Below are 25,685 nucleotides of genomic sequence, written 5' to 3'. Positions count from 1 at the left end.
GGCGGTGTTGAGGGGGCCGTTTCCCTCAATACGCCCGGCATCGGCGAGGGCCGGGACGATCCGCCGCCCCACGGCGGGGCGGATGGTCAGTGCGGCAGGCGGCGGGCGCCGGACGAGGGGACCGCCTCGAAGACGCGCGGCGGGCGGTACCCGGCCGCCGCGAACGCGCCGGCCACGGCGGCGACGGCGGCCGGCGCGCCCTCTGCCTCCGCCAGCACGATCGCCGAACCGCCGAACCCGCCGCCCGTCATCCGGGCTCCCAGCGCCCCGGCCGCCAGCGACGCCTCCACCACCAGGTCGAGTTCGGGGCAGGACACCTCGAAGTCGTCACGCAGCGAGTGGTGTCCGGCGGTCAGCAGCGGGCCGGTCTCCCGCGCGCGACGGGCTCGCAGCAGCGCCGCCACCCGGGACACCCGCTCGTTCTCGGTGACGACGTGCCGCACGCGGCGGCGTGCCGTCTCCTTCCCCAGCCGGGCCAGCGCCGGCTCCAGGCCCTCGGCCGGGATGTCGCGCAGGGCCGCCACCCCCAGCCGGGCGGCGGCCGCCTCGCAGACCGCGCGCCGCCGGGCGTAGGCGCCGTCGCCCAGGCGGTGGCTCACCCGGGTGTCGACGACCAGCAGCCGCAGCCCCTCGGCCGCCATGTCGAAGGGGATCTGCTCAATGGCCAGGTCGCGGGTGTCCAGATGGAGCACATGCCCGCCGGCGCAGCGGGCGGAGGCCATCTGGTCCATGATCCCGCAGGGCACGCCGACGAAGCCGTTCTCCGCCCGCCGGCACAGCAGGGCGATCTCCTGGGCGCCCAGGCCCAGGCCGAAGGTGTCGTTCAGTGCCAGTGCGCAGGCCACCTCCAGGGCGGCGGAGGACGACAGGCCGGCGCCGGTGGGCACGTCGGAGGTGACGTACAGATCGGCGCCGCCCAGGTCGTGGCCCGCGGTCAGCAGCGCCCAGGCCACCCCGGCGGGGTAGGCTGCCCAGCCCGGTACGCGGCCCGGGGCCAGCTCGTCGAGCGCGAGCTCGGCGGTGCCGGTGGGCAGCGCCTCCGAGTGCAGCCGCAGGAGGCGGCCCGGGCGCCGGGAGAGGCTCACCACGGTGGTGTGCGGCAGCGCCAGCGGCATGACGAAGCCGTCGTTGTAGTCGGTGTGCTCCCCGATCAGGTTGACGCGGCCGGGCGCGGCCCAGCGGCCTTCCGGCTCCGCGCCGAACACCGTCGCGTGGGCGGTTCGCGCGGTCACGCCCCGGCCTCCGCCCCGCGGGCACCGGCGGTGTCCGCTTCCGGTCCGTCCCGGTCCGCTCCGGCGCGCAGGGCGAACTCCCAGGCGTCCGCGATGATGTCCGCCAGCCCGGGCCGCTGCGGCGTCCAGCCCAGGCGCTGCCGGGCCCGCTCCGCGGAGGCGACGAGGACCNCCGGCCGCCCGGCCGCCGCCTGGGGTACGGGGCGGCCGGTCACCTCGCGGGCGGTCTCGATCACCTCACGGACCGAGAAGCCGTTGCCGTTGCCCAGGTTGCACACCAGGTGCTCCCCCGGCGCGGCCGCCTCCAGCGCCAGCAGATGGGCGCGGGCCAGGTCCTGGACATGGATGTAGTCCCGCACGCAGGTGCCGTCCGGCGTCGGATAGTCGCTGCCGAAGACCGCTACCGGCTCCGGGCGGCCCAGCGCCGCCCGGAGCACCAGCGGGATGAGATGGCTCTCCGGGTCGTGCCGCTCCCCGTAGTCCCCGCAGGCACCGGCCACATTGAAGTACCGCAGGGACACGGCGGCCAGCCCGTGAGCCGCGCACTCACCGGCGATCATGTGGTCGACGGCGAGCTTGCCGGCACCGTACGGGTTGGTGGGCGCCGTGGGCGCGTCCTCGGTGACGGGTGTGGAGGCGGGCTCACCGTAGACGGCCGCGGTCGAGGAGAAGACCAGCCGCCGCACCCCGGCGTCGCGCATCGCGCGCAGCAGCTCGATGCTGCCGCCGACGTTGTTGCGCCAGTACTTCTCCGGGTCGGCCACCGACTCTCCGACCTGCGAGCAGGCGGCGAAGTGCAGCACCGCGTCGTAGGAGCCGTCCAGCCACCGCGCCGCGTCCTGCACTCTGCCGAGGACGAACTCGGCCTTCGGGGGAACGCTCCGCCGGAAGCCGGTGGACAGGTCGTCGAGCACCGTCACCCGGTGGCCGGCGGCCAGCAGCCGGTGCGCCACCACGCTGCCGATGTAGCCCGCTCCGCCGGTCACCAGATATCTGCGCACGCTCACGCGCTCGCCACCTCCCGCAGTCGCCGCGCCGCCGCCTCCGGCAGCACGTCATTGACGAACACGTTCGCACCGGACTCGGAGCCGGCCAGGTACTTCAGCTTGCCGGGCCCGCGGCGGATGGTGAACAGCTCCAGGTGCAGCGCCCAGTCCGCGCGCTCCTCGATGCCGAAGGGCGCCTGGTGCCAGCCGGATATGTACGGCGTGGGCCCCGCGTCCGGGCCGAAGAGCCGGTCGAATCGGCGCAGCAGCTCCAGGTAGACGCCGGGGAACTCCGCGCGGGCCGGGTCGTCCAGTTCCGTCAGGTCCGCCACGCGGCGGGCGGGGTACAGGTGCACCTCGTAGGGCCAGCGGGCGGCGAAGGGGACGAACGCGATCCAGTGCGCGGTCTCCAGCACGACCCGGCTGCCGTTCTCGCGCTCCTGGGCCACCAGCTCGTCGAAGAGGCTGGTTCCGGTGTGCTCCCGGTGTGCGGCGGCCGACCGCAGAGCCCGTCCGGTGCGCGGGGTCACGAAGGGGTAGCCGTAGATCTGGCCGTGCGGGTGGGCCAGCGTGACGCCGATCTCCCGGCCCCGGTTCTCGAAGCAGTACACCTCCCGGACCGCCGGGTGCCGCGCCAGCCCGGCGGTGCGGTCCGTCCAGGCGTGCAGGACGAGGGCGGCCTGCTCCTCGGTGAGGTCGGCGAAGGACGCCTCGTGCCGCTCGGTGAAGCAGACCACCTCGCACCGGCCGGTGTCGTGGCTGAAGGACGGGAAGCGGTTCTCGAAGACGGCGACCTGGTAGGACTGCGCGGGGATCTCGCTGAGCCGCTCCCCGCGGGAGGGGCACAGCGGGCACTGGTCCGCCGGAGGCAGGTGGGTGCGCTGCTGGCGGTGCGCCGCGTAGCCGACGCGCTCCCCCTGGAGCCGGTCCAGCCGCACCTCGGAGGAGGACACGGCCCGCGGCAGCCGCCGCCGGTCGGGCGCGTCGCGCGAGCCGCCGGGACGGGAGTCGAAATAGATGAGCTCCCGGCCGTCGGCCAGCTCGGTCACGGTCTTCTTCATCCGGCCCTCGTCCATTCAGCCCAGCGCCTGGCCGCGGCACATCCCGACAGCACGGCAAACTTTCCCACAGAATCGAACACAAGGAAGCATACCGAAACAGCGCGCGTCAACGGGAGAAGTGTGCGGAAGCAGAGAACGGCACGCCGCAAGCGGGCGGAGAGGGACCGGGGAAGACTCAGCGAGGGCCAGGCGGGAAGCCGGGAGCGGGGCGCCCCTGCCGGGCCGGCCGGCCGGAGAGGTGATCGAGGAGCCCGGTGCGGACGGCGAGCGCCGCCGCCTCCAGCCGGGAGCCGGCGCCCAGCTTGCTGAGCAGCCGCTGGACGTGGGTCCGCGCGGTGCTGGGGGCCACCCCGAGACCCGCGGCGATCAGCCGGGTGTTCTCCCCCTCCACGATCCGCAGCAGCACATCGGCCTCGCGCTCGGTGAGCAGCGTGGCCAGCCGTGCGCCCTCCGCGTCCGGGAGCCCGCGCGGGCTGAGCAGCTCCGTGAACGCCTCGGTCAGAAGCTGCGGGGCCACCGCCGGTTCCCCCGCCCTGGCCCTGACCATGGCCCGCTCGACGCCCTCGATGCGCTCGCTGTCGCGCACATAGCCGCGGGCGCCGGCGGCGAACGCGGCGGCCACCCCCTGCGGGCGGGGAACCGGCCCCAGGACCACCACCGCCACTTCGGGGCTGCCGCGGCGGATCTGCAGCACCGGATCCATCGCGCCGCAGGACTCCGGTTCAGGAGTCCCGTACAGGCACACCTCGGGCTGCTTGCCGTTGACCAGGTCGGCGGCCCGGCGGGCGGGCGCGCCGGCGCCCAGCACCCGGTGCCCGCGCACCCGCAGTGCCGAGGCCAGCGCCTCCGCCACCAGCCGCCGGTCGTCCACGACCACGACACGTACCGTCATCACGTCTCCCCCGTCGCGGACGCCGTCGGATCACCGGGTCACCGGGTCACCGGTAGACCAGCAGTGCCGGATCGTCCTCCCCGTCATGCGGATAGAACGCCTCGTCGATCATGAAGAACGTGTTGTTGTGCCACAGCAGCCGCGCGTCGAACGTATAGGTGTTGTTCAGGATCGTGCGTTCGGTCTCCCGGGCGGTGTGCTCCAGTGCCATCACCGGCTCGGCCTGCTCCGTCTCCGGGTCGATGGCGACAACCATGCCCGCGACCTCGTAACCGGCGAGCTGGTAGGCGAGAACCTTGCCGTCCAGCGTGCCGAACGGCACGATCTGCCCGCCGTTGATCGGGTCGGCCTCCCAGACCGCCTGACCGGTCGTCAGGTCGAAGGCGACGACGGCGTTGTCACCGGACATCCGGCTGGCCAGGTAGAGCATGTCGTCCAGCACGACCGCGCCCGGGCAGTCCGACATGGACACCGCCTCGCACGGCAGCACGTGCCGGTCGTCGTCGAACGGCAGCTGGTGGACGATCCGGTTCTGCTCCGCGTCGGCGACGAACAGGTGCTCCTCGGACTCGCCGTAGCCCTCACCGAGCCGCAGCTGAACCACGAACGGGTCGAGGGAGAGCACCGAGCGGAACTCCACCACCTCGCCGTCCCACTCCTGGGGGACCTCCCACTCCCACAGCTCGGTGCCGTCCTCCTCGGTGGCCCGGATGCTGACGCCCTTCTCGCCGGCGTACCCGCAGAACAGCTCGGACAGCAGCACCTCGTCGAAGACGGCGAAGCCGACCTCCTTGCAGGTCTCCCCCTGCTGCGGTGCCCATATCTGCTTCTCCTCACTGATGGAGAAGCCGTGGATGCCCGCCGCCCAGCCGATCACCACGGTGTCGCCGAGGATGACGGGGTCGTCGTAGCGGCCCGGCGTGGTGGTGCCGGAGGACACCGGCAGGGTCCACACCTCCTCACCGGTGGTGATGTCCAGGACGGTCAGGTGCTCGCAGTCCCGGCCCTGGAGGAGTGCTATGCGCCCCTCCGACGCCGTGCGGGTGGCATTGCATCTGCCCTCCTGCGTCTCCACCGGCGTCGACCACAGCTCCTCGCCGTCCGCCAGGCCGTAGGCGACGACCTCGTCCTTCATCATCCTGACCATGGCGTCGTCGGTCAGCCAGAAGCCCTTGGCGTACACGAGGATGTCCTCCTCGGTGGCCTCCGGCGAGGCGACCTGCCAGGCCACCTCCGCCTCGATCGCCTGGTCGGGCAGACCGGCGACGTCCTCGCCGCCCTCGCCTCCCTCGTCCGTGTCGTCCCCGCCGCCCCCGTCGTCGGTGGGGCTGCCGGCCGTGGGGCCGGAGTCCTTGCCGGTGAGGAACCAGACCGCGCCCCCGCCGGCCAGCAGCAGGGCGAGCACGGCCGCGATGACGAGCACGATGACCGGGCCGCGCGAACCGGCGGACGGTTTGCCGGCGGCGTCCGCTCCCGGGGGCGGGGTCCATCCGTACTGCGGATGGGGAGCCGTGGGCGCGCCGTAGGGGCCCGGCGCTCCGAAGCCCTGGCCGGGCGGCTGCTGCGGATAGCCGTAACCGGGCTGAGCCGGCGGCTGCTGCGGGAAGCCGTACCCGGGCTGCGGCGGCTGTCCCGGCTGAGGCGGACCGTACGCCGGCTGGGCCGGCGGCGCCTGCGGCAGGGGCGGCGGCGTGACCGGGGGACCGAAACCGCCTCCGCCCCCTGGCGCGGGCGGCTGCGGCGGCGCGCCATCGTCCGCGCCGGACGGCTGCTGTCCCGGCTCACCCTTGGTGAGCCGGGGCCCCTCCTGCGGCGGCGCGACGTCGTCCGGTGCCCCGGCCCGCTGCTCGTCCGGCTGCGGCGCGGCGGGCTCCTCGGGCTTCCCCGGCTCCTGCGGCTCCGGGCTGGACGGTGGCGGTGGCTGAGACATCGGATCCCCCTGGGCCGGGCACATCGGGCGGGACGGCCCGGTGGTCAGTGACGTGAAGCAGAGCCTTTGTACCACCGCGGCCGGACACCACAAGGGCCCGGTTCCGCCCTCGTACGCAGCCGTGACCGCCCTGCAACGATCGGCATCGCGGGACGACCGGACGGCAACGGTCCCACTTCGTGCGGAAACGGACGGACCGGGGGGAAAGAGCCAGGGGCTGCCCCGGAGCGGTGCGCGCCGGTTCAGGCGCCGTCGGCCAGTTCCAGCCAGCGGTTCTCCAGTTCGTCCCGCTGCCCGGCCAGTTCCCGCAGCTGCGCGTCCAGCGTGGCGATCCGCTCGAAGTCGGTGGCGTGCTCTGCCATCTCGGAGTGCAGCGCGGACTCCTTCTCCCCGATCCGGTCCAGCTGCCGTTCGATCTTCGCGATCTCCTTCTGCGCGGCCCGGGAGATCTGGGAGGGCTTGGCGCTCCGCTCCGCCGGGGCCGGCACCGCGGCGGCGGCGGACGCCGCCTGCCGCTCACGCTGGGCGGCCCGGCGCTCCAGGTACTCGTCGATGCCGCGCGGCAGCATCCGCAGCCGCGCGTCGCCCAGCAGGGCGAACACCCGGTCGGTGGTGCGCTCCACGAAGTACCGGTCGTGGCTGATGACGACCAGCGAGCCCGGCCAGCCGTCCAGCAGGTCCTCGAGCTGGGTGAGGGTCTCGATGTCGAGGTCGTTGGTCGGCTCGTCCAGGAACAGCACGTTGGGCTCGTCCATCAGCAGGCGCAGGATCTGCAGCCGGCGCCGCTCACCGCCGGAGAGGTCGCCCACCGGCGTCCACTGCTTGTCCTTGCCGAAGCCGAAGGTCTCGCACAGCTGGGACGCCGTCAGCTCGCGCCCCTTGCCGAGATCGACCCGGGAGCGGACCTGTTCCACCGCCTGGAGGACCCGCCAGGCCGGGTCGAGTTCGGCGACCTCCTGGGAGAGGTAGGCCAGCCGGACGGTCCGGCCCACCCTGATCCGGCCGCCGGCCACCAGCGGTGAGGGCGTTTCACCGCCGGAGCGGGCGGTCTGGGCCAGGGCGCGCAGCAGCGTGGTCTTGCCCGCTCCGTTGACGCCGACCAGGCCGACCCGGTCCCCGGGGCCCAGCTGCCAGGTCAGGCGCTCGATCAGGTCCCGGCCGGCGTCACCGTCGCCGCCGACCCGCAGCGTGACGTCCTCCAGGTCGAAGACCGTCTTGCCCAGGCGGGCGTTGGCGAACCGCATCAGCTCGGCGCTGTCCCGCGGCGGCGGCACGTCGGAGATCAGCTCGTTGGCCGCCTCCACCCGGAACCTGGGCTTGCTGGTGCGCGCCGGGGCGCCGCGGCGCAGCCAGGCCAGCTCCTTGCGCACCAGGTTCTGCCGCTTGCTCTCCTCCGCCGCCGCGATCCGCTCCCGCTCGGCGCGGGCGAAGACGTAGTCGCTGTAGCCGCCCTCGTAGGAGTGCACCGCGCCGCCCTGCACGTCCCACATCCGGGTGCACACCTGGTCCAGGAACCACCGGTCGTGGGTGACGACCACCAGCGCGGAGCGGCGGGCCCGCAGGTGACCGGCCAGCCAGGCGATTCCCTCGACGTCGAGGTGGTTGGTCGGCTCGTCCAGGACGATCAGGTCCTGCTCGGCGATGAGCAGTTTCGCCAGCGCGATGCGCCGCCGCTCGCCGCCGGAGAGCGGGCCGATGACCGTGTCCAGGCCGGCCGGGAAACCGGGCAGGTCCAGGCCTCCGAAGAGCCCGGTGAGCACGTCGCGGACGGCGGCGTTGCCCGCCCACTCGTGGTCGGCGAGGTCTCCGATGACCTCGTGCCGCACGGTGGCGGCCGGGTCGAGCGAGTCGTGCTGGGTCAGCACGCCGAGCCGCAGCCCGCCCGAGTGCGTGACGCGGCCGTCGTCCGCGGGCTCCAGCTGGGCCAGGACGCGGATCAGGGTGGTCTTGCCGTCGCCGTTGCGCCCGACGACCCCGATCCGGTCCCCCTCGGAGACTCCGAGCGAGATGCCGTCGAGCAGGGTACGGGTGCCGTACACCTTGCGGACGGACTCCAGATTGGCGAGGTTCTTCGCGGGCGCAGCCATGTGTCTCCTGTAGCGGGGGCTCCTGATGCCGGGAGCGGGCAGCCTCCCAGGGTAGTGGGCTCAGCCGACGGTGCCGTCCACCGCTGCCGCGCCCGGGACGGGGCCCGTCGCCGTGCGGGCGGCGCGGCAGGTGCCGGACTTCTCCAGCGCCTCGGCCACGGCCAGGGCCGAGGCGGCGTCGGCGGTCAGGAAGGCGCAGCTGGGACCGGAGCCGGAGACCAGTCCGGCAAGGGCACCGGCCGCGCGCCCGGCGTCCAGGGTGGCGGCCAGTGCCGGGCGCAGCGACAGCGCGGCGGGCTGGAGGTCGTTGGCCAGCGCGCCGGCCAGCGCGCCGGCGTCGCCCTCGCGCAGCGCGGCGAGCAGTTCGGGGTCGGGTTCGGGGGCGGGCACCTCGTCGGCGGTGAAGCCGGTGCCGGCGGCCTCCCGGAGCCGGTCGCACTCGCGGTAGACGGCGGGGGTGGACAGGCCGCCGTCGGCGAGGGCGAAGACCCAGTGGAAGGTGCCGGTGACCTCCAGGGCGGTCAGCAGCTCGCCCCGGCCGCGGCCCAGTGCGACGCCGCCGGCCAGGGCGAAGGGCACATCGGAGCCGAGCTCTGCGCACAGCTTCAGGAGTTCGGCACGGGGCGTCGCGGTTCCCCACAGGGTGTCGCAGGCCAGCAGGGCCGCGGCGGCGTCCGCGCTGCCGCCGGCCATGCCGCCGGCGACCGGAATGTCCTTGTCGATGTGCAGCCGGACGCCGGGGGCGCGGCCGTGCCGGGCGGCCAGCAGGCGGGCGGCGCGGACGGCGAGGTTGGTGTCGTCCAGCGGCACCTGCGCGGCGCCGGGGCCGGTGCAGGTGATCTCCAGGGTGTCGCAGGGGGAGGCGGTGACGGTGTCGTGCAGGGAGACGGCCAGGAAGACGTTGGCCAGGTCGTGGAAGCCGTCCGGGCGCAGGCCGCCGACGGCCAGCTGCACATTGACCTTGGCGGGGGCGCGGACGGTGACCGGGATGCCGGCGGGGCGAGGGGCGGTCATGGCGTCGGTGCTCCGGGGGGCGGGCGTCGCGTGGCGGTCGCCTTCGGTCATCGTCTGGCCGTTCCTGATCGTTCTCGGCTGTCTCGGTTGTTCTGTGTCTGTTCCGATGGCTGTTCCCTGACGGGTCAACCAGGTCTGTGCTCGGCGACGGCGGCGAACTCCTCGACGGTGAGGGCCTCGCCGCGGGCCCGGGGGTCCACCCCGGCGGCCGTGCAGGCCGCCTCGGCCGCGGCCGGAGAACCCGCCCAGCCGGCCAGCGCCGAGCGCAGCGTCTTGCGGCGCTGCGCGAAGGCCGCGTCCACCACGGCGAACACCTCCCGGCGGGACGCCGTGGTGCCCGGTGGGTCCCGGCGGACCAGCGACACCAGCCCGGAGTCGACGTTGGGTGCGGGCCAGAAGACGGTGCGGCCGATCGCCCCGGCCCGCTTGGCCTCGGCGTACCAGGCCGCCTTGACCGACGGCACCCCGTACACCCTGGAGCCGGGCGGCGCGGCCAGCCGGTCGGCGACCTCGGACTGCACCATCACCAGCGTGCGCCGGATCGTCGGGAAGTTCTCGAGCATGTGCAGCAGCACCGGCACCGCGACGTTGTACGGCAGGTTCGCCACCAGCGCGGTGGGCGCCGGGCCGGGCAGCTCGGTGACCCGCAGCGCGTCCCGGTGGACCAGCGAGAAGCGCCCGGCCCGGTCCGGGAGCCGGGCGGCCACCGTGGCGGGCAGCGCGGCGGCCAGCACCTCGTCGATCTCGACGGCCGTGACGTGCCCCGCGGTCTGCAGCAGGGCCAGGGTCAGCGAGCCGAGCCCGGGGCCGATCTCGACGACCGTGTCCTGATCGGTCACCGCGGCCACCCGGACGATCCGGCGCACCGTGTTCGGGTCGATGACGAAGTTCTGCCCGCGCTGCTTGGTGGGGCGCACCCCGAGCGCGGCGGCCAGTTCACGGACGTCGGCCGGGCCCAGCAGGGCCGCCGGGGCGGGCTCGTCGGTGGTGTCCTGGCTGCTCACCCGTGCAGTTTACGGGCGCCCGCCGGACGGGCCCGCCGCCGCCCGGCCACCGCCGCCCGGCCGGTGGTCCCGGTCAGTCGCCGAAGGCCCGGTGGGTGTTGCGCCGCAGGTGCCCGGCCAGCTCGTCCTCCCCCATCCCCTTGACCGCGGCCATCGCGCGCACGGTCACCGGGACGAGGTAGGGGGCGTTGGGCCGCCCCCGGTGGGGGACCGGGGTGAGGAACGGCGCGTCGGTCTCCACCAGCAGCAGCTCCGGCGGCGCCACCGCGACGGCGTCCCGCAGCGGCTGGGCGCTCTTGAAGGTGACGTTGCCCGCGAAGGACATGTAGTAGCCGGCCTCGGCGCACTCCTTCGCCATCGCGGCGTCGCCGGAGAAGCAGTGGAACACGGTGCGCCGGGGGGCGCCGTCCTCCCGCAGGATGCGCAGCACGTCCCGGTGCGCCTCGCGGTCGTGGATGACCAGGGTGCGGTCGAGTTCCTTGGCGAGGGAGATGTGCTCGCGGAAGGAACGCTGCTGGGCCGCGATGCCCTCCTCGCCGGTGCGGTAGTAGTCCAGGCCGGTCTCGCCGACCGCCCGGACCTCGGAGCGGGCCGCCAGCCCGGCGATCTCGGCCAGCGCGTCGTCCAGCGCCCGCGGGCCCCGCTCCAGGGCGAGCCGGGGGGCCTCGTTGGGGTGCAGGGCGACGGCCGCCCACACCTGCTCGTGCGCGGCGGCGGTCTCCACCGCCCACCGGGCCCGCTCCACGTCGCAGCCGATCTGCACCACCCCGCTCACGCCCACGGCGGCCGCCTTCTCCAGCGCCTCGCGGACGGTTCCCTCCTGCATGTCCAGGTGGGTGTGCGAGTCGATGACGGGCACCGCCAGCGGGGCGGGCAGCGGGGGCAGCTCGGTCGACGTGGCCATGGGCCGATCCTACGGTTCCCGCCCCGGCCCTCCGGCCGGGCCCGGCCCGGCGCCGGGGCCCTTGTCCGCCTTGGCCGCCACCACCGCGTCGAACACCTCCCGCTTGGGCACCCCGGCCTCCCGGGCCACCTCGGCGATCGCCTCCTTGCGGCGCTGCCCGGCCTCCTCGCGGGCGGCCACCCGGCGCGCCAGCTCCGCCGCGTCCGCCTCCCCGGGGGCGGGCGGGGCCGCGCCTTCCACGACAACCGTGATCTCGCCGCGCACCCCCGGCGCCGCCCACCGCACCAGCTCCCCCAGGGAGCCGCGCCGCACCTCCTCGTAGGTCTTGGTCAGCTCCCGGCAGACCGCGGCACGCCGGGACGGCCCGAACGCCTCCGCCATGGCCTCCAGGGCCGCCGCCAGCCGATGCGGGGCCTCGAAGCAGACGAGGGTGCGCCGTTCCCCGGCCAGCTCCCGCAGCCGCGCGGCCCGCTCGCCGGGCTTGCGCGGCAGGAATCCCTCGAAGCAGAACCGGTCCACCGGCAGGCCGGACAGCGCCAGCGCGGTCAGCACCGCCGAGGGGCCGGGCACCGCCGTCACCCGCACGCCCCGCTCGACGGCGGCGGCCACCAGTCGGTAGCCGGGGTCGGACACCGAGGGCATTCCGGCGTCGGTCACCAGCAGCACCCGGGCGCCGCCGGCCAGCTCCTCGACGAGCTCGGGGGTCCGGGCCGCCTCGTTGCCCTCGAAGTACGACACGACGCGCCCGGCCGGCCGCACGTCCAGTGCCTGGGCCAGCCGGCGCAGCCGCCGGGTGTCCTCGGCGGCCACCACGTCTGCGGAGGCCAGCTCGGCGGCCAGCCGCGGCGGCGCGTCGGCGACATCCCCGATGGGTGTTCCCGCCAGTACCAGCGTCCCTGTCACAATGCCTTCCCGTCCGGCCCGCACCGCCGGCCTTCCTCGCTGCGCGGCGGGCGTGGTTCCGCCCGCGACGGTCATCCTCGCAGGACCTCCGGGGCAGGATGCCAAGATGGCCCGCGTGAGGAGCAGCCAGACCGCCACCGACACCCTGCCGGAACAGTCCCCCGGGGCTGCCGAGGGCTGGGCGGACCGGCTGCGCCGGTTCGGCTACGTGCCCCGGCCGCGCACCGGGCTGCGGGACCGGCTGGTGCCGCCGTACCCGGAGCCGGGGACCGGCCTGTGGCGGTACCTGGGCTTCGACGCCCGGACCGCGGCCCGGCTGGGCAGGATCACCGGCTGGGCGGGGCCGCTGCTGGTGGCGGCGTTCGCCGGGCTGCTGCGGTTCTGGAACCTCGGCTCCCCGCACGCGGTGATATTCGACGAGACGTACTACGCCAAGGACGCCTGGTCGCTGCTGCACCGCGGCTACGAGACGAGCTGGCCCGACGGCGCCAACGAGCAGATCCTGTCCGGCAGCATCCCGCTCTCGGACACCGCCTCTTACGTGGTGCACCCCCCGGTCGGCAAGTGGACGATCGCACTGGGCGAATGGGCCTTCGGGCTCAACCCGTTCGGCTGGCGGTTCGCGGTGGCGCTGCTCGGCACCCTCTCGGTGTTCCTGCTGTGCCGCATCGGCCGCCGGCTGTTCCGCTCCACCGCCCTGGGCTGCCTGGCCGGGGCGCTGCTGGCGGTGGACGGGCTGCACTTCGTGATGAGCCGCACCGCGCTGCTCGACCTGGTGCTGATGTTCTGGATCCTGGCCGCGTTCGGCTGCCTGCTGGTGGACCGGGACCGCGCCCGGGCGAGGCTGGCGGGAGCCCTGCGCCTCTCCCCGGACGGGGTGCTGCGGCCGGACGCGGAGACCGGGCGGCGGCTGGGGCTGGGCCCGCGGCCCTGGCGGCTGGCCGCGGGGATCTGCCTGGGCCTGGCGTGCGCCACCAAGTGGAACGGCCTGTACGTGCTGGCGGCGTTCGGCATCCTGACCGTCCTGTGGGACGCCGCCGCGCGCCGCACCGCGGGGGCCCGGCAGCCGCACCGGGCGATGCTGCGCCGGGACGCGCTGCCCGCGTTCGTCTCGCTGGTGCCGGTCTCCCTGGCCGTCTACCTCGTCTCGTGGACCGGCTGGTTCGCCACCTCCGGCGGGTACTACCGGGACTGGGCGGACACCGCCGGCGCGGACAGCTCCTTCTCCTGGATCCCCGGCCCGCTGCGCAGCCTGTGGCACTACAGCACCGAGGTGTACTCCTTCCACGTCGGACTGACGGAGCAGCACAGCTACCAGTCCAACCCGTGGAGCTGGCTGGTCGCGGCCCGGCCCGTGTCGTTCTACTACCGGTCCTCCGACAGCGGGGAGGACGGCTGCGCGCACGCGAGCGGCTGCGCCCGCGAGGTGCTGGCCCTGGGCACCCCGGCGCTGTGGTGGACGGCCTGCTTCGCGCTGGCCTACGTCGTCTACCGCTGGCTGCTGCGCCGCGACTGGCGGGCCGGTGCGGTGCTGTGCGCGGTGGCCGCCGGCTACCTGCCGTGGTTCCTGTACCAGGAACGCACCATCTTCTACTTCTACGCGGTCGTGCTGGTGCCGTTCCTGTGTCTGGCGGTGGCCATGCTGATCGGCGCACTGGCGGGACCGCCGGGCTGCTCCGAACGGCGACGCGCCCGAGGCCTGGCGGCGGGCGGGGTGCTCCTGCTGCTGGTGGCCTGGAACTTCGTCTACTTCCATCCCCTCTACACCGGCGCCGAGATCCCGATGGACGCCTGGCGCGCCCGGATGTGGTTCCACACCTGGATCTGACCGCCGGTAGGCTGCGGGCGAACGGACGAAGGGGCAGGGTTCGGATGCGGGACGGGCAGAAAATCGCCATCATCGGCGCGGCGTTCGCGGTCGTGGTGTCGGCCATCGGCGTCGGGGCGTACACGGTGCTGGGCGGTGACCGGGACCCGGACCGCAGCGCGCTGACGGCGAGCGGCTCCGAGGCCGAACCGGCGCCGGAGCCGCCCACCGCGGCGGAAGTGCTGGCCGCCACCGAGGAGTTCCTCACGGCCTGGTCCGCCGGTGACATCGAGCTGGCGGCCGGCCTCACCGACGCCCCGGAGGAGGCGGAGGAGGCTCTCGCCGGGTTCGCCGAGGACGCGGCCGTCACGGAGCTGGAGCTGGAGCCCGCCCTGGCCGGGGAGGAGCCGGAGGGCGCCTCGGTGCCGTTCTCGGTCAGCGCCCGCGTCTCCTTCGAGGGCCTGGAGGGCGAGCTCGGCTACGAGTCCGAGCTCACCGTGGTGCGCGACGAGGACAACGGCGACCCGCTCGTCGCCTGGGAACCGGCCGTGCTGCACCCGCAGCTCGACGAGGGCCACCGCGTCGAGACCGGCCCGTCCGGTTCCGCTCCGCCGGTGACCGCGCTGGACCGCACCGGGCAGCCGCTGGACACCGAGGCGTTCCCGTCCCTGGCCGGAATCGTCGCCGTGCTCGGCGAGCGCTACGGCGAGCGGGCCGGCTCCACGCCCGAGATCGAGACCCGGATCGTCGACGAGGAGGGCGAGCGCACCGAACAGCTGCTGCTGCTCGCCGAGGCCACCGCGGGCCAGGTGCCCACCACCATCGACCCGGTGATCCAGCGGGCCGCCGAGGACGCGGTGGCGGGCAAGAAGAAGGCCTCACTGGTCGCGGTGCAGCCCAGCACCGGTGCCGTCCAGGCGGTCGCCAACTCCCCGGCGGACGGCACGGACATCGCCCTCCAGGGCAGCTACGCCCCAGGCTCCACCTGGAAGATCGTCACCGCCGGGATGCTGATCGAGAACGGTCTGGCCGCCAGCGGGCAGCCTCATCCGTGCCCGAAGTTCTTCGACCACGGCGGCTGGGAGTTCCAGAACCTCAACGAGTTCGAGATCGAGAACGGCACCTTCGCGCAGAGCTTCGCGGCCTCCTGCAACACGGCCTTCATCAGCCAGGCCCCCGAGCTGGCCGACGACCAGCTCGGGAAGTACGCGGCGAACGCCTTCGGCGTCGGCCTGGACTGGTCGGCGGGGGTGCCGACGATGGACGGCACGGTGCCCACGCAGGAGAACGCGCAGATGGCGGCGGCCCTCATCGGCCAGGGCGCGGTGCGCGCCAACCCGCTGGTGATGGCCTCGGTCTCGGCCACCGTGAAGGCCGGAGTGTTCCGTCAGCCGTACCTGGTGCCGCTGTCGTTCGACGGCCGCGCCCCGGCGCAGGCGGCCGGGCCCTCCCCCGAGGCCGCCCAGCAGCTGCGGCAGATGATGAACATCACCGCGACCGGCGGCACCGCCGCGGAGGCGATGGCGGGTCTCGGCGGCGACATCGGCGCCAAGACCGGCTCGGCCGAGGTGATGGACCAGGACAAGCCGAACGCCTGGTTCACGGCCTACCGCAACGACCTTGCCGTGGCCGCTCTCGTCCCGGCCTCCGGCCACGGCGGCAAGATCGCCGGCCCGCTGGTCGCCGGCGTCCTGCGCGTCGCCCCCTGACCGCCGCGTTCCCGGCCGGAGCACGTGGCCCGGCCGGGAACGGGTTTCGCCGACCCGGCTGCGGCCGGGTCCCGGCGCCCCTAGGATGCGCGGCGTGAGCGTTGTCGTGATCCAGTCGGCGGGCCGGTGGACGGCATGGCAGGACGGCCGCGCGGTCGGCTCCATGGACCGGCTGGTCCGCCCCGACGGCCGCTGTTTCCTGCTTCCCGGCACCTGCCCTCCGCGGGTCCTGGGCCGGCTGCTGGACGCCGCTACCGCCGCGACCGGCACCGACCTGTACATCGAGGCGGACGGGCCGGAAGACCTCGGGCCGCTGGAGGCCCGGGGGTTCGTCGTGCACCGCCGCGAGCACCACTACGCACTGCCGGTCCGGGCAGATGGTCCGTCCCTGCCGCCCGGCTACGACGTGATCGGCGCGGACGCGGCGGACCCGGAGCCGCTGCGGCTACTGGACGACAGGCTGCGCCAGGACGTTCCCGGCACCGCGGGGTGGCGCAACGACCCCGCCTCGTTCGCCCGGGATCTGAAGGCCGACCCCGGGTTCGACCCCGCCCTCTACCTGGTCGCCCTGGAGGCGCGCACCGGCGAGTACGCCGGTCTCGTCCGGGTGTGGATCCGGGAGGGCCGGCCGCCCCGGCTCGGTCTGATCGGCGTCCTGCCCGACCGTCGTGGCCGGGGCCTGGCCGGGGCGCTGCTGGGCCGGGTGTCCGGCGTTCTCCACGCGCGCGGGGTGCCGGAGATGGTCTGCGAGGTGGACGAGACCAACAGCGCCTCCAACCGGTTGATGGCCGCCGTCGGCGCCCGCCGTACCGGGGGAAGCGTCGAACTGATCCGGCGCCGCCCGCAGCGTCCCGGCGTCGCCGCCTGATGGGCCGTCAGCCGCCGGACAGGGCGCGGCGCAGGCCGAGGTTGGAGGCGAGCAGGCCACCGTCGACGGGCAGGGTGACGCCGGTGATCCAGGCGGCGTCGGCGGAGGCGAGAAAGGCCACGGCGGCCGCGATGTCCTCCGGGCGGCCCACCCGGCCCAGCGGGTAGTGCTCGGCGGCCCGCTCCAGCCGGTCCTCCCGCCCGGCCCAGGCGGGTGTGTGCACGGTGCCCGGTTCCACCATGTTCACCCGCACCCCGCGCGCGGCGTTCTGCCCGGCGAGCGTGCGGGTCAGCGAGGCGAGCCCGGCCTTGGCGGCGCTGTAGGCGTGGTTGCCGAAGTCGGCCTCGGCGTTGACGGAGCCGATGTTGACGACCGCTCCCCGGCCTCCGGCCTCCACCAGGTGCGGCAGTGCGGAGCGGACGCAGCGGAAGGCCCCGCTGAGCGTGATGTCCAGATCGCGGTCCCAGGCGTGGTCGGGCTGTTGCTCGAAGGCCGGCGTGTCCGCGGTGCAGGAGAAGGCGTTGTTGACCAGCACGTCGAGTCCGCCGAAGCGCTCGACCGCCGTGCCCACCGCCGCTTCCACCGCCACCCGGTCGGCGACATCGCAGACCGCGGAGTCGGCGACGCCGCCCTTCTCCCGGATGTCCGCGGCGACGGCCTGGGCCCGGCCCCGCTCGATGTCGGTGACCATCACCCGTGCGCCCTCGGCCGCGAGCCGCCCGGCGACGGCCGCCCCGATGCCCCGCCCGGCGCCCGTCACCAGCGCGCTGTATCCGTCGAACCGCCGCATGCCGCCTCCCGCACGTTGATCGCCCGCCGGGAGCCTAACCGGCCGCGGGCTGATCGACACCGGCAGCGGCGTCCGTGGTCAGTCGCTTCCCGGGGACCGGAGCGCGGCGGCCGCCGGGTCGAAGCCGAAGGGCAGCTCCAGACGGTGGCGGCGCAGCAGGTCCTCGTCGCTCAGCAGCTCGCGGGTGGGGGCGTCGGCGGTGATGGTGCCGTCGCCGAGGATCACCGAGCGCGGGCACAGCTCCAGGGCGTAGGGGAGATCGTGGGTGACCATGAGCAGGGTCAGGTCCAGGGAGCGCAGGATGTCGGCCAGTTCGCGGCGGGCGGCCGGGTCGAGGTTGGCGGAGGGCTCGTCCAGCACCAGGATCTCCGGGTCCATCGCCAGCACGGTGGCGACCGCGACGCGGCGCCGCTGGCCGAAGGACAGGTGGTGCGGGGGGCGGTCGGCGTACCCGGCCATGCCGACGCGCTCCAGCGCGGCGTTGACCCGGGCCTCCAGCTCGGCGCCGCGCAGACCGGCGTTGGCCGGGCCGAAGGCGACGTCCTCCCGGACGGTGGGCATGAACAGCTGGTCGTCCGGGTCCTGGAAGACGATGCCGACCCGGCGGCGGATCTCGGCGAGGTGCTCGCGGTCCACGGGCAGCCCGGCGACGCGGACGCTGCCGGCACCGGCGGTGAGGATGCCGTTGAGGTGCAGCACCAGGGTGGTCTTGCCCGCGCCGTTGGGGCCGAGCAGCGCGACCCGCTCTCCGGGCCGCAGGGTCAGGTCCACGCCGAACAGCGCCTGGTGGCCGTCGGGGTAGGCGTAGGCGAGGCCGCTGACCTCCAGTGAGGGCGGCGGTGATCCGGGCGGGCCGGCCGGGCCGGGGCCGGTCACAGGGCCCATCCCAGCAGGCAGAAGGGCAGGGCGGCGGCGGGCAGCGCGACGGCGCGGGCCCACTGGGTCCGGTTCGCGGTGACACGGTCGAGGACGGGCATGGTTCCCGAGTATCCCCGGCTCAGCATCGCCAGGTGCACGCGCTCCCCCCGCTCGTAGCTGCGGATGAACAGTGCGCCGGCGGTGTGGGCGAGCGCCTTCCAGGCCCGGGGCCCGCGGGCCTGGAAGCCCCGGGACTCGCGAGCGATCCGCATCCGGTGCAGTTCGCCGGCGACCACGTCGACGTAGCGGATCATGAAGGAGGCGATCTGCACCAGCAGCGGGGGGAGCCGCAGCCGCTGCAGGCCGAGCAGGAGGTCGCGGATCTCGGTGGTGGCGGCGAGCAGGACGGAGGCGGCCACGCCGAGGGTGGCCTTGGCGAGGATGTTCCACGCGCCCCACAGGCCGGGCTCGCTCAGCGACATGCCCAGGATCTCGACGCGTTCCCCGGTGGCGAGGAACGGCAGCAGCAGGGCGAAGGTGACGAAGGGGATCTCGATGGCCATGCGGCGCAGCAGGAACCCGGCCGGGACCCGGGCGAGCGCGGCGACGCCGGCCAGCAGCAGGGCGTAGAGACCGAATGCCCAGACCGCCTCGCGCGGGGTGGAGACCACCACGACGACGAAGCCGAACACCGCGACCAGCTTGGTGTGCGCGGGCAGTGCGTGCACCGGGGTGCTGCCGGGGCGGTGCAGGCGGTGGAGGCGGCCGGGGGTCATGGCCTGGCGGCTTCCTGGCGGGCGCGGTCCCCGGTGGAGCCGCCGGCCGTGTCCGTGCCGTTCCGGCGGCGCAGCGCGAGGAAGGCCCCGGTGCCGGCGGCGAGGGTGACCCCGGCCCCGATGAGCCCTGCCAGCCCCACGGACAGGCTCTCGTTGTCGATGTCGCGCACGCCGTAGTCGCCCAGCGGGGAGTCGGCGAACCGGTGCTTCTCCTCGGCCTCGGCGATGCCGTGCTCCTCGGCCACGCTCTCCAGTCCGTCCGGCTTCTCGGAGGCGTACGCGCTGATCAGGCCGGCCGCCAGCACGGTGGCCGCCAGACCGGCCAGCCACAGCGGACGGGTCGGACGCGCCACGGCGGGCTCCGGCCCGGCGGCCGGTTCGGCCGGCACCAGGCTGCCGTCGGCGGTGCGCAGCCGCAGCGGGCGGACCAGCCCGCGGGCGCCGTGCACCAGGTCGGGCCGGACGGCGAGGACCGCGCCGACGGTCAGAGCGGTGATGACGCCCTCGCCGATGCCGATGGCGGTGTGCACGCCGACCATGGCGGCCAGGACGGTGCCGATCGGCACCTCGGTGGTGCCCCCCAGGGCGTAGAGGCCGGTGAAGACGGCCGCGGCGACGGGCACCGAGACGAACGCCGCGGCGAAGGAGGCGGTGGTGACGCTGCGGCGGTTGTCGGGGAGCGTCCACAGCAGGCCGCGGAAGACGGCCCAGGCGACGAGCACCGCGACGACACCCAGCAGGGTGATGTTGATGCCCAGCGCGCTCAGGCCGCCGTCGGCGAACAGCAGGGCCTGTATGCCCAGGACGACGGTCAGCACGAGGACCGCCGTGTACGGGCCGACCAGGATCGCGGCCAGGGCTCCGCCCATCAGATGCCCGCTGGTGCCCGCACCCACCGGGAAGGTGAGCATCTGCACGGCGAAGACGAAGGCGGCGACCAGGCCGGCCAGCGGGGCGGTGCGCTCGTCCAGCTCGCGGCGCGCGCCGCGCAGCGAGACGGCGATGGCACCGGCCGCGACCGCCCCGGCCGCCACGGACACGGGGGCGTTGAAGAACCCGTCGGGGACGTGCATGCCGCACTCGCTCTCTGCGAAGACTCACCCGGATCTCATCACTCACCACTCTAACGCGCAGTTGCAAGCAATTCGCAAGAGCGCCCCTGCGGCGAAACGACCGGAGGGTGAACGAACCGGCTCCGGGCGCCCAGGGGGCGCCACCGGTCCTCCGCACCGCCGGGCACCCACGCTCGACGAGCGTGCTCACGCAGCGCGATCCAACTCCCGGCCGTACCGGGGTTGCCGCCGGCCCCGCCCGGAGGGACACACCTGATCAACTGTCCCGCCCGGCAAGGAGACGTCCGGCGGCAGCCCCGGCGGGTTCGCTTCCACGGGGCCGGGGCCGCGCCGGTTGACGGTGTTCCGGCGCCTACGTGCGCTTGATCAGCTCGACCAGGCTGGAGAAACTGTCGGCCGCGTGGCCCTGTTCCACGCCACGTCGGAAGAGGCCGACAACGGCGGACTGCAGTGCGGCCGGCCCACCGTGATGACCGAGGACCTGATCCGCGCCGCGCGGGACATGCTGCCCAATCCCGAGCACTCCGTGACCGCCATCGCCCGGCTGCTGGGGGTCTCCGTCGGCACCCTCTACAACCACACATCCCGGACCTGAAGGAGCTGCGGGCCAGCCGCCTGCCGCGCCAGCTCGAAGGCAGCGGCCGGTGATCCCCGCCTGGCACCGGATGAAGGGCGGCGCCGCGCTGCTCGGCGCCCGCAGACCCGGAGAGAGCGGACCGTTCGGCCCCTACGGTGCACCGGACGAGGAGTGGGAGCCGGAGGCCGGTCAGGCGGAGGCGAGGAAGCCAGCGGCGCGTTCATCAAGTTCGGCCGCGCAGCGCAGGCCGCGGGTGCGGTAGGGGGCGAGGTCGCGGCGCATGTGCCGGACGGCTTTGCGGGTGCGGGCGGTCATCCTCACCGCCGGCCAGGGAAGGAAGTCCCAGATCCTGGAGGGTGATGCGGCGCCCGAGGCGGCGGCAGAGCGCTTCGGCGAGGCAGCGGGCCGCGGGTTCCTCGGGAACTGCGCCGTGGCTCACCCAGTGGTGCACGCCGGACTTGTTGGTCTGGAGGCCCTCGCCCATCTCAGCGGCGACCGCGCGGACGGTCCGGGCGGTGGACTCGTACGTCAGCCGGGCCTCGTTCAGAAGGCTCTTGAGCTGGTAGTTCGGTGTGCGCTTCGGCATCGGTGCCCGCCTCGTCTACCGGAGATACCGCTCCGCGGGTCTCTCACGGTACCGGCGAACACCCCGGCGCGGTTCACTCGGGTGACTGGTGCGAACTCGAACCGGGGCGCTGCGGCCTCATCTTCAGTGTTCTACACGACAAGATCATCGGCAGGAGTCTCATCGACGCCACCGAGCAGATCATCAACTGCCACCCCGGCCGCCTTCCCGAGTACCGAGGAGCCCGGCCGGTGAACTGGGCACTGCGCAACGGCGAGAGCCTGCACGGCATCACCATCCACACCATCGACGCCGGCATCGACTCGGGCCCCTTGCTCACCGAAGCCGTCTTCTCCATCTGGCCCGAGAGCGACGAAGTGCGGGACGTCTGGCAGCGGTCGATCCGCTACGGAAAGCTCCTCATCTCCGACACCCTGCCCCGACTCGACCGGATCACAGCCCGGACGCAGGACGAATCCCGGGCAGTGACGCACTACCGCCGCGACAACCACGCGCTCGGGCGAGCGCAGCGACTGGACCAGAAGCCTGTCCACCGGCAGCACCCGAAACGGGCGGCGGCCCGCTGCTATCGTCCGCGACATCCGCACACCGCCAGCGCCGGCGTGGGGCCGGCGCTTCGACGAATGGAACGCTCCTCCGCCGTGACCAGCGACTCCCTCGCCACCCGCATCCGCGGCCTTGAGCGGCCCTTCCGCCTCCTCGTCACAGGAGGCGGCACCGGCGGCCACACCTACCCCGCGCTCACCGCCGTCCGCGCTACCCAGGCCCGCCTCGCCCAGCACGGCAAGGCCCTCGATGTGCTGTGGGTCGGCACCGCGAACGGCTTGGAAGCCCGGGTGGCCCCCGCCGAAGGCATCTCTTTCGAGACCGTCGCGACCGGCAAGATCCGCCGCTCCAGCAACCCGCTCAAGCTGGCCTCACCGGCCAATATCAAGGACATGGGACGCGTCCCCCTCGGCGTCGCCCAGGCCCGCTCCATCGTCTCCGACTTCAAACCCGACGTGGTTCTGTCCACCGGCGGCTATGTCGCCGTCCCCGTCGGCCTGGCCGCCAAGTTCTGCCGCCGTCCCCTGGTCCTCCACGAGCAGACCGTCCGCCTCGGACTGGCCAACCGCGCCCTCGCCCGCGCTGCCACCCAGGTCGCCGTCTCCTCCGAATCCACCCTGCCCCTCCTTCCCGAGGCCGCCCGCGCCACCGCGATCGTCACCGGAAACCCCGTCCGCCCCGAGATCCTGACCGGCCACCCCGACAAAGCCATCAGCGCCCTCGGGCTCACCGGCTTCGACCGGACCCTGCCCACCGTGTACGTCACCGGCGGCGCCCGGGGCTCCGCCCAGATCAACACCCTGCTCCAAGGCGTCCTGCCCTGGCTCCTCCAGTCGGCCAACGTCCTCCACCAGTGCGGCTCGGCCTCCCTCGACCAGTGCCGCCAGCACGCAGACACCCTGCCGCCGCAACTGCGCGCCCGGTACTGGGTCAGCGACTTCATCGGTCCCGAACTCCCCGACGTCCTCACCCTCGCCGATATCGTCATCTCCCGCAGCGGCGCCGGCACCATCGCCGAGCTCACCGCCCTCGGCAAGCCCGCCATCCTCATCCCCCTCGCCTCCTCCGCCGGACACGAACAGGCCCATAACGCCCAACACCTGGAACGCTCCGGCGCCGCCATCGCCCTCACCAAAGAGAACGCCACCACCGAACAGCTCCAGCATGCCCTGGAACCCGTCATCACCTCCCCGGAGCGGCGTACCCACATGGCCCACCAGGCCCGCCACCTCGGCCGCCCGGACGCCGCCGCACAGCTGACGACCGCCCTGCTGCAAGCCGGACTCAATGAGTAGGCGGTCTTTCCTCAGCGGGTAGACCGACACTGTCTCGGGCGCTGACCTGCTGCTTTGACCTCTGGGCAGTCGGTAATCAGCGGGGGCTGCCGGGGGAAGGCCCGGACGTTGGACAGCTGGGCGGCGAGCTGCTGGCGGAGCCGGCGGTTCTGCATCTGGGTGTGGTCGAGGGCGTCGGCGAGGAGGTTGCGGGCCTGTGGGGTCATCCAGGCGGCGGTGGCCAGCAGCGGGGTGAAGGTGTGTGACGGTCAGCACCCGGCCGGACGGACCCGGACCCGCGGAAGACGCCCGGCGTGTCCCTCTGCCGGACTCGGGCTCCGGCTACTCCCCGTGAGCGGACTCACGTAGCCGCGCCCGGGTGCCCCCGTACCGGAGCCCGGCACCGGGGGAAGGTGCCGGGCTCCGGCGTCGGTGGGGACCCGCGCTCGCGCGCGGGTCCCGGGCGTGGTCAGCTTCCGACGGTGGCGGGCTCGCGTTCGGCGCGGACGGTCTCCCGGCCGCGGCCCTCGGCCTCCAGGTACCGCTCCAGCTTGGCGCCCTCCACGTCGACGTCCGGCAGGATCCGGTCCAGCCAGCGCGGCAGCCACCAGGCCTTCTCGCCCAGCAGGCCCAGCACGGCCGGAACCAGGGTCATCCGGACGACGAAGGCGTCGATGAGGATGGCCATGGCCAGCCCGAAGCCCATCATCTTGACCATCGCCTCGTGGGCGGTGATGAACCCGGCGAAGACGCTGATCATGATGATCGCGGCGGCGGTGACGACCCGGGCGTTGAGGTTGAAGCCGGAGATCACCGACTGGTGGGAGTCCTCGCCGTGGACGTGGGCCTCCCGCATCCGGGTGACGAGGAAGACCTCGTAGTCCATGGCGAGCCCGAAGATCACTCCGATCATGAAGATCGGCATCATGCTCATGATCGGGCCGGTCTCCGAGACGCCGATGAGGCCGGCCAGCCAGCCCCACTGGAAGACCGCCACCACGGCCCCCAGCGCGGCGAGCACCGAGAACAGGAAGCCGAGCGCGGCCTTCAGCGGCACCAGGACGGACCGGAAGACGAGCATGAGCAGGATGAACGCCAGGCCGACGACGAGCGTCAGGTAGGGCACCAGGGCGTCGGTCATCACGGTGGAGAAGTCCCCCTCGACCGCCGTCTGGCCGGAGACGAACACCTCGGCGCCGGTCTCCTCCTCCAGCGGCGGGATGACACTGCCGCGGAGGTCGGCGACCAGGTCCGCGGTGGCCGGGTCGGCCGGGCCGCTCGCCGGAAAGGCGATGACGGTGGCGACCGTGCCGGCCTCGTTGAACCGGGGCGGTGCCATCGCGAGCACACCGTCGAGCTGTTCGACACCGGCGCTGACGGTCTCCGCCGCGCCCTGCGGGTCCGCCGCCTCCCGGGCGTCCAGGACGAGCATCAGCGGACCGTTGAATCCGGCGCCGAAGCCGTCGGAGAGCATGTCGTAGGCCTTGCGCTGGGTGGTGTCGACCGGCTGCGTGCCGTCGTCGGGCAGGCCCAGTTCCAGGTCGGCTACCGGCAGCGCCAGGGCGCCGAGACCGACCACGCAGGCGGCCAGCACCAGCACCGGCCGGCGCAGCACCATCCTGGCCCAGCGGCTGCCGTGGTTCTCCTTGCCGTTCTTGTTCAGGGTCAGCGGAACACCGGTGGCGGGGTTGGACTGCCGGGCCCGCTTGCCGAAGATCCGCTTGCCGGCGAAGCCCAGGGCGGCCGGGACCAGGGTCAGGGCGATCAGCACCGCGATGGCCACGGTGGCGGCGGCTGCCAGACCCATCTTGGTCAGCAGCGGAACGTTGACGATCGCCAGACCTGCCAGTGCGATGATCACCGTCGCGCCGGCGAAGACCACGGCGGATCCCGCCGTGCCGGCGGCCCGCCCGACGGCCTCCTCGCGGCTGTGCCCCTCGATCAGTTCGGACCGGTAGCGGGAGGCGATGAACAGCGCGTAGTCGATGCCGACCGCCAGGCCGATCATCATCGCCAGCACACCGGTCATCTCCGACAGGCCCGCCACGGCGGCCAGCGCGGTGATACCGGCCATGCCGGTGCCGACCCCGACGAGCGCGGTGACCAGCGGCAGTCCCGCGGCCACCAGCGAACCGAAGGTGATCAGCAGGACCAGGGCCGCGACGCCGATGCCGATGATCTCGCCCTCGCCGAAGTCCGGCTCGCCCATGGCGATCTCGCCGCCGGCCTCGACCTCCAGACCGGCGTCCCGGCCGGCGTCCATCGTGTCGAAGAGATGCTCGCGCATGTCCTCGGTGATGTCGGTCCAGGTGGCCCGGTAGTCCACGGTGGCGTAGGCGATGGTGCCGTCCGCGCTGAGCCCGCCGTGCTCGAAGGGGTCGCTGACCGCGAGGACGCGGTCGCCCTCGGCCATCCGCCCCAGGACGTCCTCGACCACCGCCTGGTGGTCAGGGGCGATGATCTCCTCGCCGTCCGGGGCCCGGAAGACGAGGCGGGCGCTGATCGACTCGGCGTTGGCCTCCGGGAACGCCTCCTCCATCAGGTCGAACGCCTGCTGGGCCTCGGTCCCGGGGAGCGCGAAGTCGTCCTCGGCGTTCCCCTCCGCGGTGGCCGCGGCGAAGGACACCGCGAACAGCAGAGCCACCCATATCAGGGCGACCCAGCGGCGACGCCGGAAACTCAGGCGGCCGAGTCTGTACAGAAACGTAGCCACGGGTCGGTTCTCCTCCGGGTAATACGTCGTCGGATCGGGTAGGTGTGGTGGTTTCACTCATCCGGACGCGCGGCGCGGCCGGGTGGGTGAGCGCA

Annotated in this window: 21 protein-coding genes and 1 pseudogene; 6 read left to right on the top strand and 16 right to left on the bottom strand. The window is 73.9% G+C overall.

Annotation, left to right across the window (positions count from 1 at the left end; genetic code table 11):
* Positions 1-86: 86 nt before the first annotated feature.
* The 10 genes from galK to rsmI all read right to left on the bottom strand — a co-directional run bounded on the left by galK (position 87) and on the right by rsmI (position 12,013).
* Positions 87-1,232, bottom strand: coding sequence for a galactokinase (gene galK / locus ABD299_RS12500; RefSeq protein ID WP_344261555.1), 1,146 nt, complete (start codon positions 1,230-1,232; stop codon positions 87-89).
* The gene (galE, locus tag ABD299_RS12495; RefSeq protein ID WP_344261553.1) at positions 1,229-2,239 is read right to left on the bottom strand and encodes a UDP-glucose 4-epimerase GalE; all 1,011 of its coding nucleotides are present in this window, start codon (positions 2,237-2,239) and stop codon (positions 1,229-1,231) included. The genes galK and galE overlap by 4 nt, the downstream gene beginning before the upstream one ends.
* A complete protein-coding gene (galT, locus tag ABD299_RS12490; protein ID WP_344261551.1) occupies positions 2,236-3,279 on the bottom strand; it encodes a galactose-1-phosphate uridylyltransferase in 1,044 nt (347 codons plus the stop codon). The genes galE and galT overlap by 4 nt, the downstream gene beginning before the upstream one ends.
* Positions 3,280-3,454: 175 nt before the next feature.
* A complete protein-coding gene (locus ABD299_RS12485) occupies positions 3,455-4,171 on the bottom strand; it encodes a response regulator transcription factor (protein ID WP_344261549.1) in 717 nt (238 codons plus the stop codon).
* Between the two features lie 46 nt (positions 4,172-4,217).
* Positions 4,218-6,101: an outer membrane protein assembly factor BamB family protein gene (locus tag ABD299_RS12480; RefSeq protein ID WP_344261547.1), complete on the bottom strand. Its 1,884-nt coding sequence runs from the start codon at positions 6,099-6,101 to the stop codon at positions 4,218-4,220.
* Positions 6,102-6,343: 242 nt separating this feature from the next.
* Positions 6,344-8,188, bottom strand: coding sequence for an ABC-F family ATP-binding cassette domain-containing protein (locus ABD299_RS12475; protein WP_344261545.1), 1,845 nt, complete (start codon positions 8,186-8,188; stop codon positions 6,344-6,346).
* A gap of 60 nt (positions 8,189-8,248) precedes the next feature.
* On the bottom strand, positions 8,249-9,202 hold the full coding sequence (locus ABD299_RS12470) for a 4-(cytidine 5'-diphospho)-2-C-methyl-D-erythritol kinase (protein ID WP_344261678.1): 954 nt from the start codon (positions 9,200-9,202) through the stop codon (positions 8,249-8,251).
* Positions 9,203-9,327: 125 nt separating this feature from the next.
* Positions 9,328-10,206, bottom strand: a complete 879-nt coding sequence (gene rsmA, locus ABD299_RS12465; protein ID WP_344261543.1) for a 16S rRNA (adenine(1518)-N(6)/adenine(1519)-N(6))-dimethyltransferase RsmA — start codon at positions 10,204-10,206, stop codon at positions 9,328-9,330.
* A 73-nt stretch (positions 10,207-10,279) separates the two neighbouring features.
* Positions 10,280-11,110 carry a TatD family hydrolase gene (locus tag ABD299_RS12460; RefSeq protein ID WP_344261541.1) on the bottom strand — a complete coding sequence of 277 codons (831 nt, stop codon included), beginning with the start codon at positions 11,108-11,110 and terminating at the stop codon, positions 10,280-10,282.
* A 9-nt stretch (positions 11,111-11,119) separates the two neighbouring features.
* Positions 11,120-12,013, bottom strand: coding sequence for a 16S rRNA (cytidine(1402)-2'-O)-methyltransferase (rsmI, locus tag ABD299_RS12455; protein ID WP_344261539.1), 894 nt, complete (start codon positions 12,011-12,013; stop codon positions 11,120-11,122).
* Positions 12,014-12,119: 106 nt separating this feature from the next.
* Between rsmI and ABD299_RS12450 the strand changes: the two genes are divergently transcribed.
* The 3 genes from ABD299_RS12450 (at position 12,120) to ABD299_RS12440 (ending at position 16,397) form a co-directional block, all read left to right on the top strand.
* Complete coding sequence (locus ABD299_RS12450; RefSeq protein ID WP_344261537.1) at positions 12,120-13,841, top strand: dolichyl-phosphate-mannose--protein mannosyltransferase; 1,722 nt, start codon at positions 12,120-12,122, stop codon at positions 13,839-13,841.
* 44 nt (positions 13,842-13,885) lie between these two features.
* Positions 13,886-15,529 carry a penicillin-binding transpeptidase domain-containing protein gene (locus tag ABD299_RS12445; protein WP_344261535.1) on the top strand — a complete coding sequence of 548 codons (1,644 nt, stop codon included), beginning with the start codon at positions 13,886-13,888 and terminating at the stop codon, positions 15,527-15,529.
* A 94-nt stretch (positions 15,530-15,623) separates the two neighbouring features.
* Positions 15,624-16,397 carry a GNAT family N-acetyltransferase gene (locus ABD299_RS12440; protein WP_344261533.1) on the top strand — a complete coding sequence of 258 codons (774 nt, stop codon included), beginning with the start codon at positions 15,624-15,626 and terminating at the stop codon, positions 16,395-16,397.
* Positions 16,398-16,404: 7 nt separating this feature from the next.
* Here the strand turns inward: ABD299_RS12440 and ABD299_RS12435 are convergent, their stop codons facing one another.
* From ABD299_RS12435 to ABD299_RS12420, 4 genes are all read right to left on the bottom strand, one after another.
* The gene (locus tag ABD299_RS12435) at positions 16,405-17,187 is read right to left on the bottom strand and encodes an SDR family NAD(P)-dependent oxidoreductase (RefSeq protein ID WP_344261531.1); all 783 of its coding nucleotides are present in this window, start codon (positions 17,185-17,187) and stop codon (positions 16,405-16,407) included.
* 78 nt (positions 17,188-17,265) lie between these two features.
* Positions 17,266-18,072, bottom strand: a complete 807-nt coding sequence (locus ABD299_RS12430) for an energy-coupling factor ABC transporter ATP-binding protein (protein ID WP_344261529.1) — start codon at positions 18,070-18,072, stop codon at positions 17,266-17,268.
* The gene (cbiQ, locus tag ABD299_RS12425; RefSeq protein ID WP_344261527.1) at positions 18,060-18,821 is read right to left on the bottom strand and encodes a cobalt ECF transporter T component CbiQ; all 762 of its coding nucleotides are present in this window, start codon (positions 18,819-18,821) and stop codon (positions 18,060-18,062) included. Before cbiQ ends, ABD299_RS12430 begins: the two co-directional genes overlap by 13 nt.
* Positions 18,818-19,894 carry an energy-coupling factor ABC transporter permease gene (locus tag ABD299_RS12420; protein WP_344261525.1) on the bottom strand — a complete coding sequence of 359 codons (1,077 nt, stop codon included), beginning with the start codon at positions 19,892-19,894 and terminating at the stop codon, positions 18,818-18,820. Before ABD299_RS12420 ends, cbiQ begins: the two co-directional genes overlap by 4 nt.
* Before the next feature lie 400 nt (positions 19,895-20,294).
* Here ABD299_RS12420 and ABD299_RS12415 point away from each other — a divergent pair, with 400 nt between their 5' ends.
* Complete coding sequence (locus ABD299_RS12415) at positions 20,295-20,489, top strand: helix-turn-helix domain-containing protein (RefSeq protein WP_344261523.1); 195 nt, start codon at positions 20,295-20,297, stop codon at positions 20,487-20,489.
* Between the two features lie 171 nt (positions 20,490-20,660).
* On the opposite strand, the gene ABD299_RS12410 is transcribed toward ABD299_RS12415, so the two are convergent.
* Positions 20,661-20,786 (bottom strand): hypothetical protein, encoded by a 126-nt coding sequence (locus ABD299_RS12410; protein WP_344261521.1) that lies wholly within the window; start codon positions 20,784-20,786, stop codon positions 20,661-20,663.
* A gap of 255 nt (positions 20,787-21,041) precedes the next feature.
* On the opposite strand from ABD299_RS12410, the pseudogene ABD299_RS12405 reads away from it, so the two are divergent.
* Both ABD299_RS12405 and ABD299_RS12400 read left to right on the top strand, forming a co-directional pair.
* A pseudogene (locus ABD299_RS12405) lies at positions 21,042-21,377 on the top strand (formyltransferase family protein); the annotation flags it as partial.
* Positions 21,378-21,680: 303 nt separating this feature from the next.
* Positions 21,681-22,898 carry a UDP-N-acetylglucosamine--N-acetylmuramyl-(pentapeptide) pyrophosphoryl-undecaprenol N-acetylglucosamine transferase gene (locus ABD299_RS12400; RefSeq protein WP_344261676.1) on the top strand — a complete coding sequence of 406 codons (1,218 nt, stop codon included), beginning with the start codon at positions 21,681-21,683 and terminating at the stop codon, positions 22,896-22,898.
* 448 nt (positions 22,899-23,346) lie between these two features.
* Here the strand turns inward: ABD299_RS12400 and ABD299_RS12395 are convergent, their stop codons facing one another.
* Entirely contained in the window at positions 23,347-25,590 is a 2,244-nt protein-coding gene (locus tag ABD299_RS12395) for an MMPL family transporter (protein ID WP_344261519.1), read from the bottom strand.
* Positions 25,591-25,685 lie beyond the last annotated feature (95 nt).

Origin of the sequence: Streptomyces sodiiphilus (assembly GCF_039529215.1) — a bacterium.
GTDB lineage: Bacteria > Actinomycetota > Actinomycetes > Streptomycetales > Streptomycetaceae > Streptomyces > Streptomyces sodiiphilus.
This window is presented reverse-complemented; position numbering and strand designations above follow the sequence as displayed.

Bases quoted from the DNA above. Each gene is read 5' to 3' on its own strand.
- galT (WP_344261551.1), bottom strand. From the start codon at position 3,279: ATGAAGAAGACCGTGACCGAGCTGGCCGACGGCCGGGAGCTCATCTAT.
- ABD299_RS12485 (WP_344261549.1), bottom strand. From the start codon at position 4,171: ATGACGGTACGTGTCGTGGTCGTGGACGACCGGCGGCTGGTGGCGGAG.
- ABD299_RS12480 (WP_344261547.1), bottom strand. From the start codon at position 6,101: ATGTCTCAGCCACCGCCACCGTCCAGCCCGGAGCCGCAGGAGCCGGGG.
- ABD299_RS12475 (WP_344261545.1), bottom strand. From the start codon at position 8,188: ATGGCTGCGCCCGCGAAGAACCTCGCCAATCTGGAGTCCGTCCGCAAG.
- ABD299_RS12470 (WP_344261678.1), bottom strand. From the start codon at position 9,202: ATGACCGCCCCTCGCCCCGCCGGCATCCCGGTCACCGTCCGCGCCCCC.
- ABD299_RS12460 (WP_344261541.1), bottom strand. From the start codon at position 11,110: ATGGCCACGTCGACCGAGCTGCCCCCGCTGCCCGCCCCGCTGGCGGTG.
- ABD299_RS12450 (WP_344261537.1), top strand. From the start codon at position 12,120: ATGGCCCGCGTGAGGAGCAGCCAGACCGCCACCGACACCCTGCCGGAA.
- ABD299_RS12445 (WP_344261535.1), top strand. From the start codon at position 13,886: ATGCGGGACGGGCAGAAAATCGCCATCATCGGCGCGGCGTTCGCGGTC.
- ABD299_RS12435 (WP_344261531.1), bottom strand. From the start codon at position 17,187: ATGCGGCGGTTCGACGGATACAGCGCGCTGGTGACGGGCGCCGGGCGG.
- ABD299_RS12430 (WP_344261529.1), bottom strand. From the start codon at position 18,072: ATGGGCCCTGTGACCGGCCCCGGCCCGGCCGGCCCGCCCGGATCACCG.
- cbiQ (WP_344261527.1), bottom strand. From the start codon at position 18,821: ATGACCCCCGGCCGCCTCCACCGCCTGCACCGCCCCGGCAGCACCCCG.
- ABD299_RS12420 (WP_344261525.1), bottom strand. From the start codon at position 19,894: ATGCACGTCCCCGACGGGTTCTTCAACGCCCCCGTGTCCGTGGCGGCC.
- ABD299_RS12410 (WP_344261521.1), bottom strand. From the start codon at position 20,786: ATGACCGCCCGCACCCGCAAAGCCGTCCGGCACATGCGCCGCGACCTC.
- ABD299_RS12400 (WP_344261676.1), top strand. From the start codon at position 21,681: ATGGAACGCTCCTCCGCCGTGACCAGCGACTCCCTCGCCACCCGCATC.